This is a genomic window from Tsukamurella ocularis (assembly GCF_024807615.1).
Taxonomy (GTDB): Bacteria; Actinomycetota; Actinomycetes; order Mycobacteriales; family Mycobacteriaceae; genus Tsukamurella; species Tsukamurella ocularis.
On the sequence record NZ_JANUCJ010000001.1, the window covers coordinates 18,151 to 32,073 of the forward strand.

Annotated in this window: 15 protein-coding genes; 10 read left to right on the forward strand and 5 right to left on the reverse strand. The window is 69.8% G+C overall.

All coding sequences use genetic code 11. The annotated features are described in order from the left end of the window. Positions 1-38: 38 nt before the first annotated feature. The 3 genes from HNP44_RS00110 to HNP44_RS00120 form a co-directional block, all read right to left on the reverse strand. Positions 39-1,157 carry an adenosine deaminase gene (locus tag HNP44_RS00110; RefSeq protein WP_259143834.1) on the reverse strand — a complete coding sequence of 373 codons (1,119 nt, stop codon included), beginning with the start codon at positions 1,155-1,157 and terminating at the stop codon, positions 39-41. Between the two features lie 44 nt (positions 1,158-1,201). Next, positions 1,202-1,765, reverse strand: a complete 564-nt coding sequence (locus HNP44_RS00115) for a LuxR C-terminal-related transcriptional regulator (RefSeq protein ID WP_259143835.1) — start codon at positions 1,763-1,765, stop codon at positions 1,202-1,204. Positions 1,766-1,831: 66 nt separating this feature from the next. Further along, positions 1,832-3,091, reverse strand: a complete 1,260-nt coding sequence (locus tag HNP44_RS00120) for a sensor histidine kinase (RefSeq protein WP_259143836.1) — start codon at positions 3,089-3,091, stop codon at positions 1,832-1,834. Between the two features lie 98 nt (positions 3,092-3,189). Here HNP44_RS00120 and HNP44_RS00125 point away from each other — a divergent pair, with 98 nt between their 5' ends. Then, positions 3,190-4,116 carry a D-2-hydroxyacid dehydrogenase family protein gene (locus HNP44_RS00125; protein ID WP_259143837.1) on the forward strand — a complete coding sequence of 309 codons (927 nt, stop codon included), beginning with the start codon at positions 3,190-3,192 and terminating at the stop codon, positions 4,114-4,116. On the opposite strand, the gene HNP44_RS00130 is transcribed toward HNP44_RS00125, so the two are convergent. Together HNP44_RS00130 and HNP44_RS00135 are read right to left on the reverse strand one after the other, a co-directional pair. Next, positions 4,113-5,411, reverse strand: a complete 1,299-nt coding sequence (locus HNP44_RS00130; RefSeq protein ID WP_259143838.1) for a thymidine phosphorylase — start codon at positions 5,409-5,411, stop codon at positions 4,113-4,115. The two genes, HNP44_RS00125 and HNP44_RS00130, sit on opposite strands and share 4 nt — an antisense overlap. 5 nt (positions 5,412-5,416) lie before the next feature. Continuing rightward, entirely contained in the window at positions 5,417-5,830 is a 414-nt protein-coding gene (locus HNP44_RS00135; RefSeq protein WP_259143840.1) for a cytidine deaminase, read from the reverse strand. A gap of 241 nt (positions 5,831-6,071) precedes the next feature. Between HNP44_RS00135 and sdhC the strand changes: the two genes are divergently transcribed. From sdhC to HNP44_RS00180, 9 genes are all read left to right on the forward strand, one after another. After that, positions 6,072-6,479: a succinate dehydrogenase, cytochrome b556 subunit gene (sdhC, locus tag HNP44_RS00140; protein WP_068741624.1), complete on the forward strand. Its 408-nt coding sequence runs from the start codon at positions 6,072-6,074 to the stop codon at positions 6,477-6,479. A gap of 14 nt (positions 6,480-6,493) precedes the next feature. Further along, positions 6,494-6,961: a succinate dehydrogenase hydrophobic membrane anchor subunit gene (locus HNP44_RS00145; RefSeq protein WP_068522412.1), complete on the forward strand. Its 468-nt coding sequence runs from the start codon at positions 6,494-6,496 to the stop codon at positions 6,959-6,961. A 25-nt stretch (positions 6,962-6,986) separates the two neighbouring features. Continuing rightward, positions 6,987-8,738 (forward strand): succinate dehydrogenase flavoprotein subunit, encoded by a 1,752-nt coding sequence (gene sdhA, locus HNP44_RS00150; protein WP_224649071.1) that lies wholly within the window; start codon positions 6,987-6,989, stop codon positions 8,736-8,738. After that, complete coding sequence (locus tag HNP44_RS00155) at positions 8,738-9,505, forward strand: succinate dehydrogenase iron-sulfur subunit (protein ID WP_224649069.1); 768 nt, start codon at positions 8,738-8,740, stop codon at positions 9,503-9,505. The genes sdhA and HNP44_RS00155 overlap by 1 nt, the downstream gene beginning before the upstream one ends. 80 nt (positions 9,506-9,585) lie before the next feature. Next, positions 9,586-10,746 carry an SGNH/GDSL hydrolase family protein gene (locus tag HNP44_RS00160; protein ID WP_259143842.1) on the forward strand — a complete coding sequence of 387 codons (1,161 nt, stop codon included), beginning with the start codon at positions 9,586-9,588 and terminating at the stop codon, positions 10,744-10,746. Between the two features lie 94 nt (positions 10,747-10,840). Continuing rightward, on the forward strand, positions 10,841-11,359 hold the full coding sequence (locus HNP44_RS00165; protein ID WP_259143843.1) for a toxin-antitoxin system HicB family antitoxin: 519 nt from the start codon (positions 10,841-10,843) through the stop codon (positions 11,357-11,359). A gap of 89 nt (positions 11,360-11,448) precedes the next feature. Continuing rightward, positions 11,449-12,294: a DUF4097 family beta strand repeat-containing protein gene (locus HNP44_RS00170; protein ID WP_259143844.1), complete on the forward strand. Its 846-nt coding sequence runs from the start codon at positions 11,449-11,451 to the stop codon at positions 12,292-12,294. A 29-nt stretch (positions 12,295-12,323) separates the two neighbouring features. Beyond that, positions 12,324-13,118 (forward strand): ABC transporter ATP-binding protein, encoded by a 795-nt coding sequence (locus HNP44_RS00175; RefSeq protein WP_259143845.1) that lies wholly within the window; start codon positions 12,324-12,326, stop codon positions 13,116-13,118. Then, entirely contained in the window at positions 13,115-13,885 is a 771-nt protein-coding gene (locus HNP44_RS00180; RefSeq protein ID WP_259143846.1) for an ABC transporter permease, read from the forward strand. Before HNP44_RS00175 ends, HNP44_RS00180 begins: the two co-directional genes overlap by 4 nt. The last annotated feature ends 38 nt before the right edge of the window (positions 13,886-13,923 follow it).

Sequence of the window (13,923 nt, forward strand, 5' to 3'; positions counted from 1 at the left end):
CGGACCCCGCGGCGCCACCGCCGCGGGGTGCGCCGGCGTCAACCGATCAGCACCGCGAAACCGGGCTTGATCACCTCGTCGATGAGGGCCAGCCGCTCGTCGAAGGGCAGGAACGCCGACTTCATCGCGTTGATGGTGAAGCGCTGCAGGTCGGTCCAGCCGTAGCCGAAGGTCTCGACCAACTTGAGCATCTCCGCGCTCATTGTGGTGTCGCTCATGAGCCGGTTGTCGGTGTTGACGGTGACGCGGAAGCGCAGCTGCGCCAGCAGGTTGAAGGGATGCTCCTCCATCGAGGCGACCGCGCCGGTCTGGACGTTGGAGCTGGGGCACAGCTCCAACGGGATGCGCGCGTCCCGCACCCGCGCCGCCACCCGGCCGAGGACCGCGCCGGAGAAATCGGAGGATCCCGGCTCGACGCCCGCGATGTCGTCGACGATGCGCACGCCGTGGCCCAGGCGGTCGCAGCCGCAGAACGCCAGCGCCTCGTGGATCGACGGCAGCCCGAAGGCCTCCCCCGCATGGATGGTGAAGGGGGCGGAGTGATCCCGCATGTACTCGAAGGCGTCGAGGTGGCGGCTGGGCGGGAAGCCCGCCTCGGCACCGGCGATGTCGAAGCCGACGGCGCCGCGGTCGCGCCAGCGCACCGTCAGCTCCGCGATCTCGCGCGAGCGGGCCGCGTGCCGCATCGCGGTCACGAGGCAGCGCACGACGATCGGGCGGCCCGCGGTGCGCGCCGCGGACTCGCCCGAAGCGAAGCCGGCGAGCACGGCCTCCATGACCTCGTCGAGCGACAGCCCGCCCTCGAGGTGCTGCTCGGGCGCGAACCGCACCTCGGCGTAGACCACGCCGTCGGCCGCCAGGTCCTCCGCGCACTCGCGCGCCACCCGGGACAGCGCCTCGGGCGTCTGCATCACCCCGACGGTGTGCTCGAAGGTCTCCAGGTACTTCACCAGTGAGCCGGAGTCCGCGGCGTCCCGGAACCACGCGGCCAGCTCGGGCTCGGTGGTGGCGGGGAGGTTCGCGTAACCGCTCTCCGCGGCCAGCTCGAGGACCGTGGCGGGGCGCAGCCCGCCGTCGAGGTGGTCGTGGAGCAGCACCTTGGGTGCGCGGCGCAGGGCCTGCAGGTCGATGAGGGTGGGGCCAACGGGATTCGCCATAGGGCCAAGGTACCGGCTACCGGCGCGTAACACGGTCGGGGTGGCTATCGCTCCGTGAGATAGGTGAGGATGGCGCGGACGCGGCGGTTCCCCTCCTCAGGAGGCAGGTCCAGCTTCGCGAAGATGTTCGCCACGTGCTTGGCCACCGCGGCATCCGAGACCACCAGCGCCGCAGCGATATCGGCATTGCTGCGCCCCTCCGCCATGAGGGCGAGCACCTCGCCCTCGCGGGGCGTGAGCCGGTCGAGCACCGTCGGAGTGAACATCTTGGAGATCACCTCGGGATCCACCACCACTCCCCCGCTCGCGACGGTGTCGAGGGCGCGGAGGAAATCGCCCACCCGCCCGACCCGCTCCTTGAGCAGGTAGCCCACGCCGCCGCCGGAGTCCAGCAGCCGCCGCGCGTACGCGGCGGCGACATACTGGGACAGCACCAGCACAGGCACGCCCGCGCGGCCGGCCCGCAGATCCAGCGCCGCCCGAAGCCCGTCGTCGCCGTGCCCGGGCGGCATCCGGACGTCGGTCAGCACCAGGTCGACGGTGTCCGGATCGATCGCCCGCAGAGCGTCGGCAAGCAGCACGGAATCCTCAGCGATCAAGATCCGCATCGCCGCGCTCCGCCTCCCGTCTCCCTGTGCCCTCTCCTCCGCCATGCTTTGCGCATCGCGCGCAGCCTACGACATCGCCTTCGCCCAGTAGAGCGTCGTGGGCCCTCCGGGCGGGCTCAGCACGGTGAGCGTCGCGCCGATGGACTCGGCCCGCTCGATCAGCCCGGCAATACCCGTACCGCCGGCGGGGTCCGCCCCTCCGGTGCCGTCGTCCATCACCGTCATCGACACCCCGAGCGCACCCGCAGCGAAGGTGATCCGCACCGTGCTCGCGCCGCCGTGCTTGATCGCGTTGGTCACGGCCTCACTGGCGGTGTAGTACATGGCCTGCTCGATCTCGGAAGGCAGGCGCCGGCCGGGCGTCCAGCCCTCGCCCGCGCTCACGTCGACCGGGATCGCTCCGCCGAGCTCGGCGCACGCCGCCTCGACGCCGGCATCATCGAGCACCTGCGGGTGCACGCCGCGCACCGTATCCCGCAGGCCCGCCATGGCGCGCTCGAGCCGCGCCTGCGCCTCGGACACCTGGCCGCGCAGGGCCTCGTCGGCCGTCTCCGGCAGGCTCTGCTGCAGCTCGCCGAGCTGGAGCGACAGGCTCGCGAGGTCCTGCTGCGGGCCGTCGTGCAGGTTGCGCTCGATCCGGCGCCGCTCTCCCTCGAAGGAGTGCACCAGCACGCCGCGGGAGGCCTCCAGCGTCGTGACGCGGCGGAGCAGTTCCTCCTCGGTGGGGCCGAGCAGCAGCCGCGCGGTGGCGGCCTGCGCCACGGACACGGCGTAGGTGATGTAGAGCCCCGCCGCACAGATCACCGCGCCGATCGCGCCCCAGATCGCCTGGCTGACGACACTGTCGATCGCCGTGCCCATGACGTTGACCTCGCCGTCGAGGAAGGGCGCGATCACGAGCCCGCCGCCGATCGTCCATCCGATCACCGCGCCGAGGAAGACGATGGGGGTGAGCACCGCGAGGAGCAGTGTGTATGCCACCTCCCGCCAGGTCGCCCGCTCGCCGAGGCGAGCACCGGCTCGGGTCGAGAGATTGCCGGTCACGGGCGGATGCGGATCGCCGATGGCCGGATCCCCCAGCCACGTGACCCGCAGGCGCTCCAGTTTCGCCAACCCGTAGGACCACGCCGGCGCGAACGGCAGCAGCACCACCACGACATACAGGAAGAAGAGCACCCACCCGACGATCATCGATCCGGCGAAGTAGGCCAGGCCGCGCCACGGCGCGGACGTGGCGAGGAAGCGCAGCGGCTCACGGAGCGGCGCGGCGAGCGCGCCGCGGACGGGCTCACGCTGCACCGGGGGCGGGGTCACGTCATCGATCATGCCGTAGACGCTAGGTCCGCCGCGGCCGCGAGTCCCTGGCCTCAGCAAGAGAATCGGGGGTGGTGCCAGCACTACCCCCGGCGGCTAGCGTGATCGGTATGCGCATCGCGATCCTCGACGACTACCAGGACGTCTCCCGCGAATACGGCGACTTCTCCGGGCTCGACGTCACCGTCTTCACCGAGCCGCTCACCGACGTCGCCGGCCAGTTGGCCGGGTTCGACGGGGTGGTCGCCATGCGGGAGCGCACCCGCTTCCCCGCGGACGTGCTGCGCTCGCTGCCCCGCCTGCGGCTGTTGGTGTCGACGGGCCGCCGCAACGCCGCGATCGACCTCGCCGCTGCATCGGAGCTCGGGATCACTGTGTGCCACACCGGATACCGCCCCGCAGCCGCCGCCGAGCACACCTGGGCGCTGATCCTCGCAGCGCTGCGTCACGTGCCGACCGAGGACGCGAACATCCGAGCCGGGCGGTGGCAGAGCACCGTCGGGAAAGAACTGCACGAGAGTACCTTCGGCATCGTCGGCCTCGGCGGTCTCGGGCGACGGGTCGCGCGGGTGGCGAACGCCTTCGGCGCGGACGTGATCGCCTGGTCCAGCAACATCGACGCCGAGCGGGCGGCCGAGGTCGGGGCGACGGCCGTGAGCAAGGGGGAGCTGTTCGAGCGCGCCGACGTGGTCACGATCCACTACGTGCTCTCCGACCGCTCGCGCGGCATCGTCGGCGCCGCCGACATCGCCCGGATGAAGCCGGGCGCGCTCCTGGTCAACACCTCGCGGGCGGGCGTGCTCGACACCCCGGCCGCCGCGGCGGCGGCGCGCAGGGGCGACATCCTCCTCGCCCTCGATGTCTTCGACGCGGAGCCGCTGCCCACCGACGACCCGATCCGCGACCTGCCGAACTCCGTCCTCACCGGGCACGTCGGCTACGTCACCGAGCAGCAGTACCGGACCTTCTACGCGGACGCGGCCGAGGACGTCCGCGCCTACCTCGCGGGCGCCCCCGTCCGCATCATGAATCCCTAAGCGGTCACCCGGTCCAGCACGAGCGAGCCGCGGGGCGCCGCGGACTCGCCGATGACGGCCGCGCCGTCGAGCGCGGCGACGGCACCGTCGAACTTCTCCGGAGTGTCGGAGTGCAGCGTGAACAGCGGCTCGCCCTCGACGACCCGGTCGCCGACGCCTGCGTGCCAGGTGACGCCCGCGCCCGCCTGCACGGGTTCGCCCTGGCGCTCGCGGCCCGCGCCGAGGCGCCAGGCGGCGACGCCGACGCCCATCGCATCGAGCTCGGTGAGCACGCCGGAGGCGGGCGCGGCGACGGTGCGCGTGTGCTGCGCGACCGGCAGCGGCGCGTCGGGGTCGCCGCCCTGCGCCGCGATCATCGCCTTCCAGCTGTCCATCGCCTTCCCGTTGGCGAGATGCTCGGCGGGGTCGGCGTCGACGCCGGCGAGCGCGAGCATCTCCCGCGCGAGCGCGAGCGTCAGCTCCACCACGTCCGACGGTCCGCCGCCGGCCAGGACCTCGAGCGACTCGGCGACCTCGAGCCCGTTACCGGCGGTCCGGCCGAGCGGGGTGGACATGTCGGTGAGCAGTGCGACGGTGTTCACGCCCGAGTCGTGGCCGAGCGCGACCATGGTCTCGGCGAGCTCGCGCGCCTGCGCGGCGGTCTTCATGAAGGCGCCCTTGCCGACCTTGACGTCGAGGACGAGCGAAGCCGTGCCCTCCGCGATCTTCTTGCTCATGATCGAGCTGGCGATGAGGGGGATCGCCTCGACGGTGCTGGTGACATCGCGCAGGGCGTACAGCTTCTTGTCGGCCGGAGCGAGGCCCGAGCCCGCGGCGCAGATCACACCGCCGACCTTCTCGAGCTGGTCGAACATCTGCTCGTTGGTCAGGTCTGCGCGCCAGCCGGCGATGGCCTCCAGCTTGTCGAGGGTGCCGCCGGTGTGACCGAGGCCGCGGCCGGAGAGCTGCGGCACTGCCACGCCGTACGACGCGACGAGCGGAGTCAGCGGCAGGGTGATCTTGTCGCCCACGCCACCGGTGGAGTGCTTGTCCGTCGTCGCGAGCGGGCGGCCGTCGCGGCGCAGGCCGGAGAAGTCCATGCGCTCGCCGCTGGCGATCATGGCCGCGGTCCAGCGGGCGATCTCCCGGCGGTCCATCCCGTTGAGGAAGATCGCCATCGCGAGCGCCGACATCTGGTAGTCCGCCACCTCACCGCTGGTGAACCTGTCGATCACCCAGTCGATCTGGCCATCGGTCAGGGCCTTGCCGTCGCGCTTGGTCGCGATGATGGAAACGGCGTCGAAGACATCGGTCATGCGGTCTACCTCTTCTCGTCGTGGGTGACCTCGTCGAGGTCGTCGGGCCCGAAGGCGTCGGGCAGCAGCCGGCTCAGCGGCACCGGGCCTGCGCGGTGGTCGATCAGGAGTTTTCCGCCACCGTGTTCGTAGAGGAGCTGGCGGCACCGACCGCACGGCATCAGGACGTCGCCATTGGCGTTCGTGCACGTGAAGGCGAGCAGTCGCCCGCCGCCCGTGGAATGGAGTGCACTCACGAGGCCGCACTCCGCGCAGAGGGTCAGTCCGTATGAGACATTCTCCACATTGCATCCGGACACCACGCGGCCGTCGTCCGTCAGCGCGGCGGCCCCGACGGGGTACTTCGAATAGGGCGCATAGGCATGCCCCATGGCGTCGACGGCGGTGCGCCGCAATGCCTCCCAGTCAATGTCGGGCACAGCCGATCACTCCTTTCCGGAGGCTTGTTGATTCCGGATCAATTTCGGTCAGGCATACCTAACTAAATCTGTTCGGCCCCAACACATCGGGACCGTGGTTTCGATTCCACATTCTGGTGGGTTTAAGGTCAAGGCGTGGGTTCAGGTATACGTCGCGAACGGCGCCGACGCGAGGGCTCAGAGTCCTTTCGTCGACCTTCGTTCGACCGTATCCAAGAAACGATGTCGAAGGCAGGACTCGATGAGCAGTAGTACCGAGGTGGCGGCCGCCGAGGAGCCGCGCCGCGTCTCCCTCTACAAGGGCGATCCGGGCATGTTGAACTGGGTGCTGCACCGCATCAGCGGCGTGACCATCTTCTTCTTCCTGTTCGTCCACGTCCTCGACACCGCGGTCATCCGCATCGACCCCGAGGCGTACGACGCGATCATCAAGACGTACAAGACTCCGATCATCGGCCTGCTCGAGATCGGCCTCGTCATGGCCATCCTCTTCCACGCCCTCAACGGCGTCCGCGTGATCCTCGTGGACTTCTGGAGCAAGGGCGTGCAGTACCAGAAGGCGATGTCCATCGCTGTCTGGACGGTCTTCCTCATCACCGGCGCCGGAATGGCCGCGCGTCTCCTCTACATCATGATCTCGCACGCATAGGGGGACGCAGAGATATGACTACCGCGAACGAACCCAAGCTCGCCAAGACGCTGCTCAAGCAGTACGACCGCCCCGCCTCGCTCGACAACCCGCGCTCGCCGCACCGTCCGGCGTCCGGCAACTTCGAGAAGTACGCCTGGCTGTTCATGCGCTTCTCGGGCATCGCCCTCCTGGTCCTCGTCTTCGGGCACGTCTTCATCATGCTCGCGCTGGACAGCCAGGGCGTGCACCGGATCAGCGCCGCCTTCGTCGCGCAGCGCTGGGCCAGCCCCTTCTGGCAGATCTGGGACATCACGATGCTGTGGCTCGCCCAGCTGCACGGCGGCAACGGCCTGCGCGTGATCATCGACGACTACGCCCGCAAGGACCGCACGCGGTTCTGGCTCAAGACTCTGCTCGTGCTGTCGATGATCCTCGTGGTCGGCCTCGGCTCGTACGCGCTCCTCTCGTTCGAACCGGCCTCCGTGCCCACCGCCCAGTAACGGCCAGGAAGGACTGACCCGCATCATGCAGGAACATCGTTACGACGTGGTGATCATCGGCGCCGGCGGCGCCGGAATGCGCGCGGCCATCGAAGCCGGCCCCCGCGCCCGCACCGCGGTGCTCACCAAGCTCTACCCCACGCGTTCGCACACCGGCGCGGCGCAGGGCGGCATGTGCGCCTCCCTCGCCAACGTCGAGGAGGACAACTGGGAGTGGCACACCTTCGACACGGTCAAGGGCGGCGACTACATCGTCGATCAGGACGCCGCGGAGATCATGGCCAAGGAGGCCATCGACGCGGTGCTCGACCTGGAGAAGATGGGCCTGCCCTTCAACCGCACCCCCGAGGGCAAGATCGACCAGCGTCGTTTCGGCGGACACACCCGCGACCACGGCAAGGCCCCCGTGCGCCGCGCCTGTTACGCCGCGGACCGCACCGGCCACATGATCCTGCAGACGCTCTACCAGAACTGCGTCAAGCACGACGTCGAGTTCTTCAACGAGTTCTACGTCCTCGACATCGCGCTGACCGAGACCGAGGACGGCCCCGTCGCGACCGGCGCCGTCGCGTACGAGCTGTCCACCGGCGAGATCCACGTCTTCCACGCCAAGGCGATCATCTTCGCGACCGGCGGCTCGGGCCGCATGTACAAGACCACCTCCAACGCCCACACCCTCACCGGTGACGGCATGGGCATCGTCTTCCGCAAGGGCCTGCCCCTGGAGGACATGGAGTTCCACCAGTTCCACCCGACGGGCCTCGCAGGCCTGGGCATCCTCATCACCGAGGGCGTCCGCGGCGAGGGCGGCATCCTCCGCAACGTCGACGGCGAACGCTTCATGGAGCGCTACGCCCCCACCATCAAGGACCTCGCGCCGCGCGACATCGTCGCCCGCTCGATGGTGCTCGAGGTGCTCGAGGGCCGCGGCGCCGGCCCCAACAAGGACTACGTGCTCCTGGATGTCACGCACATCCCGGAGGAGACCCTGATGGCCAAGCTGCCGGACATCATGGAGTTCTCGCGCACCTACCTCGGCGTCGATCCCGTCACCGAGCTCGTGCCCGTGTACCCCACCTGCCACTACGTGATGGGCGGCATCCCCACCAACATCCACGGTGAGGTGCTGCGCGACAACACGAACGTGGTCCCCGGCCTCTACGCCGCCGGCGAGTGCGCCTGCGTCTCGGTGCACGGCGCCAACCGCCTGGGCACGAACTCGCTGCTCGACATCAACGTCTTCGGCCGTCGCTCCGGCATCGCCGCCGCGGAGTACGCCAAGACGCACGACTTCGTGCCGCTGCCCGAGAACCCCTCGGAGATGGTCGAGAAGTGGGTCGCCTCGATGCTCAGCGATCACGGCAACGAAAACGTCATGGCCATCCGCACCGAGCTGCAGCAGACGATGGACAACAACGCCGCCGTCTTCCGCACCGAGAAGACCCTCTCGCAGGCCCTCGAGGACGTCCGCGCCCTCAAGAAGCGCTACGAGCACGTCACCGTCACCGACAAGGGCACGCGCTTCAACAGCGACCTGCTCGAGGCCATCGAGCTGGGCTTCCTGCTCGAGCTGGCCGAGGTCACCGTCGTCGGCGCCCTCAACCGCAAGGAGACCCGCGGCGGCCACGCTCGCGAGGACTACCCGAACCGCGACGACGAGAACTTCATGGTGCACACCATGGCGTACAAGGAGGGCGAGGGCCTGGAGTCCGGGATCCGTCTCGACACCAAGCCCGTCGTGCAGACCCGCTACGAGCCGATGGAGCGTAAGTACTGATGACCGCCGCAGTTGACACCCCCGCGTCCGTGCAGCCGCCCGTTCCGCCCGGCTCCACGATGGTCACGATCAAGGTCTACCGGTTCAACCCGGAGGATCCGGACGCGGCCGGCTGGCAGAGCTACCGGGTTCCCGCGCTCCCCTCGGACCGCTTCCTGAACCTGCTCCTGTACATCAAGGGTTACCTCGACGGCACCCTGACCTTCCGCCGCTCGTGCGCCCACGGCGTGTGCGGATCGGACGCCATGCGCATCAACGGCGTCAACCGTCTCGCCTGCAAGATGCTGATGAAGGACTTCCTCGTCGAGGGCAAGGAGATCACCGTCACGGTCGAGCCGATCCGCGGCCTGCCCGTGGAGAAGGACCTCGTCGTCGACATGGAGCCCTTCTTCGACGCCTTCCGCGCCGTGAAGCCCTTCCTGATGACCTCGGGCAATGAGCCGACCCGCGAGCGCATCCAGTCCCCCACGGACCGCGAGCGTTTCGACGACACCACCAAGTGCATCCTCTGCGCCTGCTGCACCACCAGCTGCCCGGTGTACTGGATGGACGGCTCGTACTTCGGCCCCGCGGCCATCGTGAACGCGCACCGCTTCATCTTCGACAGCCGCGACGAGGGTGCCGCCGAGCGCCTCGAGATCCTCAACGGTGTCGACGGCGTGTGGCGCTGCCGCACCACCTTCAACTGCACCGACGCGTGCCCCCGTGGCATCCAGGTGACGAAGGCCATCCAGGAGGTCAAGCGCGCCCTCCTGTTCAGCCGCTAGAACCATTACTGCAGCCCGGAAACGCCCCGGACCTCACCCGAGGTCCGGGGCGTTTCTCACTCCCGACGACAGGACCGCCGGTGGACCCGAGCCTGCTCCGCACCCCGATCGACGAGACCCTGCTGCGCGGACACCTCGACCTCGAGCGGACGCCCCGCGGCCTCCTCCCGCACCGCCTCCCCGCCGCGGCCCGCCGCCGGATCCCCGACGCGCGGCTCGCCTCCGCGCAGGCGCAGCCCTCGGGCGTGCGCCTCGCCCTGCGGACCACCGCCACCGTCATCGAGCTCGAGACCCTGCCCACCAAGCGGGCCTACGCCGGCCTCCCGCCGCTGCCCGACGGTGTCTACGACCTCGTCGTGGACGGTCGCCTCGTCGCCAGTACGACGGTGCCGGGCGGGAACGTCGACACCGTCATCGACATGGTGACGCAGGAGGCCGAACTCACCGCGGGCTCTTCCGGCAGCGCACGATTCGCGGACCTGTCCGCGGGCGAGAAGGACGTCGAGATCTGGCTGCCCCATAACGAGATCACCGAGCTGATCGCGCTGCGCACGGACGCCCCGGTGCGACCGCAGCCGCCCCGCGACCGCCTCTGGCTGCACCACGGCAGCTCGATCAGCCACGGTTCGGGCGCCACTCACCCGACCGGGACCTGGCCCGCGATCGCCGCGGCAGCCGGCGACGTGGACCTGATCAACCTCGGCTTCGGGGGCAGCGCGCTCCTCGATCCGTTCGTCGCCCGCGCGATCCGCGACACCCCGGCCGACCTGATCAGCCTCAAGCTCGGCATCAACATCGTCAACGCCGACGTCATGCGGCTGCGCGCCTTCACCCCCGCCGTGCACGGCTTCCTCGATACGATCCGCGACGGGCATCCGACGACGCCGCTGCTGATCGTCTCGCCCATCCTGTGCCCGATCCAGGAGCACACGCCCGGCCCGGTGATGCCCGTGCCGTCGGCCGACCGCCTGCGCTTCGAGGCCACCGGGGACCCGGCCGAGGTCCGCGCGGGGAAGCTCACGCTGTCCGTCATCCGCAAGGAACTGGGGCACATCGTCGCGGACCGGGCCGGCGAGGACTCGCACCTGCACCTACTCGACGGGCGCGACCTGTACGGGGCGGAGGACTACGCCCGCCTGCCCCTCCCGGACGAGCTGCACCCCGACGGCGCCACCCACGCCTTGATCGGCACCCGGTTCGCCGAGCTCACCTTCGCCCCAGGCGGTGCTTTCGCGCCGTGACGCACCACGGTGACACCATCATCCACCTGGTATTTATTCACACTTTGAGCAGCTTCTGTTGACATGACACCACTCTGGTGTCACAGTTGACGCCATGGACATCACGCCCTTCGTCAGCGACCTACAGCGCCAGCTCATCGCCGCCGCCGAACGCGACTTCACGGACGCCGGTGACAACGGCGTCGACGATGCCCGCGCCTCCGCGGAGCGCCTGGCCTCCGGCCTCGACGCCGCCACTCGGCTGGTCCTGCTGGACGCACTGTCCGCCGCCGCCGGCGAGATCACCCGCGACCTGGTGCCCGGCTCCGTCGACCTGCGGCTGCGCGGCCGCGAGCTCGAGTTCGTCGTGGCGCAGGCTTCCGCCGACACGCGCGACGCCGACGTCGCGACGGAACCGGCCATCGACCTGGAGGACACCGGCTCCACCCGGACCACGCTCCGCCTCCCCGACGCCCTCAAGACGCGGGTGGACCAGGCGGCGACCGCGGCCGGAGTATCGGTGAACACCTGGCTGGTCCAAGCGGTCGCGGCCGCACTGGCACCCAAGCAGCACCGCCGCGCCAGCCCGCGTCCCCTGCGAACCGGCGACGACTTCGCCGGCTGGGCACGCTAAGCCGCCCGCACCACCATCCCCCGTTTCGCCCCGCGCACCCCGCGGGGCCGGCCGAACACGCCCTCGATCAGCTCATTGAAAGGATCATCATGCCCACCTTCGACACCCCCGCCCCCATCGACCTGGCCGTCAACCTGCAGGTCGGCGACGTCGAGGTCGTTGCAACCGACCGCGCCGACACCGTCGTCACCGTCAGCCCCACCTCGCCCGCCAAGGCCGCCGACCAACGCGCGGCCGACGCCGTGCGGGTGGAGTTCGACGGTGCCCGGCTCACCGTCGTGGGACCGAAGCCCAAGTTCACTCTGTTCGGCCCGTCGGAGTCCGTCGACCTGCGGATCGAGCTCCCGACGGGATCCCGGTTCACCGCGGAGGTCGCGGTCGGCGGGACCCGGGCCTCCGGCCGACTCGGGGCCACTCGGATCAAGAACTCGACGGGCCCCGTCGAGCTCGCCGACACCGGCGACCTGTGGCTGCGCGCCGGCCACGGCAACGCGACCATCGGCCGGGTGGACGGCTCCGCGGAGGTCACGGCCGATCACGGCCAGATCCGCGCCGCGACGATCACCGGCGATGCCCGCCTCAAGGCCTCGCACGGCAGCGTCCGGGTCGAGGAGACGGGCGGCGGAGTCGAGGCCAACCTCTCCTACGGCGACCTCGACATCGACCGAGCGCTGGGCTCCGTCACCGCCAAGACCGCGTACGGCGCGATCACCCTGCGGGAGGTCTCCGCCGGCGCGATCGAGCTCGAGAGCGGCTACGGACAGGTCACCGTCGGAGTCCTGGCCGGCACCCCGGCCTGGCTGGACCTGAGTTCCAAGGAGGGCCGGGTCCGCAATGAACTCGACGGCGACGCCGCACCGGCGGACATCGAAAACTCCGTGACCGTCACCGCGCGCACCAAGTACGGCGACATCGACATCCGACGCGCCCGCTAGGACGCACAGAACCACAAGGAGAGCAAGCCATGACGATCACCACCACCACTGCCATCGAGGTCCGCGGGATCGAGAAGTCCTACGGCGACCTGCTGGTGCTCCGTGGCGTCGACTTCGACGTCGCCCCGGGCAGCATCTTCGCTCTCCTCGGCGCGAACGGAGCGGGCAAGACCACGCTGGTGCGCATCCTGTCGACGCTCTTGCGCCCCGATGCAGGCAGCGCCGTCGTGCACGGCTACGACGTGACCTCCGAGGCGCAGCAGGTACGCGAATCCATCAGTCTCACCGGCCAGTTCGCCGCCGTCGACGAGATCCTCACCGGGCGCGAGAACCTCGTGCTCGTGGCGCGGCTGCGGCACCAGAGTGATCCCGGCGCCGTCGCCGACGAGTTGCTGAGCCGCTTCCGCCTCACCGACGCCGGGGGCCGGAAGGTCGGCACCTACTCGGGCGGCATGCGCCGGCGCCTCGACATCGCCATGAGCCTGATCGGCGATCCCGCGGTGATCTTCCTCGACGAGCCCACGACCGGCCTCGACCCGGAGGCTCGGATCGACGTGTGGGACATCGTCAAGGAGCTCGCCGATCGGGGCACGACGGTGCTGTTGACCACGCAGTACCTGGAGGAGGTCGAGCAGTTGGCCGACCGGATCGCGATCCTGCGCGACGGGCGGATCATCGCCGACGGCACCCTCACCGAGCTCAAGCGGATGCTGCCGGCGGCGAAGGTCGAGTACGTCGAGAAGCAGCCCACGCTCGAGGAGATCTTCCTCGCCCTCACCGGAACCCGCACCGACACCACCACCACGACCGAGGACCGATCATGACCAGCTACGCCGTCTCCGATACCAGTGCACTGCTGAGCCGTTCGCTCAAGCACATCACCCGTAGCGTCGACACCATCGTCACCACCGCGATCACGCCGATCGCGATGATGCTCCTGTTCGTCTACGTCTTCGGCGGGGCGATCAAGGGCAGCACCGGCGACGAGAACTACGTGAACTACCTGCTGCCCGGAATCCTGTTGATGGCCATCGCCTCCGGCATCGCCTACACCGCGCTGCGGCTGTTCAACGACATGCAGGGCGGCATCTTCGAGCGCTTCCAGTCGATGCCGATCGCGCGCTCGTCGGTGCTGTGGGCGCACGTGCTCACGTCGATGGTGGCCAACGCGATCACCGTGCTGATCATCATCGGGGTGGGGCTGATCATGGGCTTCCGCTCGTCGGCGGGCCCGCTCGCCTGGCTCGGTGTCGCCGGCATCCTGGCGCTGTTCACCCTGGCGCTCACCTGGATCGCGGTGGCCGTCGGGCTGACGGCGAAGTCCGTCGACGGCGCGACCGGGTTCTCCTACCCGCTGATCTTCCTGCCGTTCATCAGCTCCGCGTTCGTGCCCACCGACACCATGCCCGGGCCGGTGCGCGCCTTCGCCGAGAACCAGCCGGTGACGTCGATCGTGAACACCGTCTCGGCCCTGCTGGCCGAACGTCCCGTGGACACCGCCGACCTGGTCTCGGCCCTCGCCTGGTGCACCGGAATCCTGGTGGTCGCCTATGGCGGGGCGATGCTCGCCTACCGCCGCCGGATCAGCTGAGCCGCTCCATCAGCAGCGCCACCGCCGGCCCCTCCCAG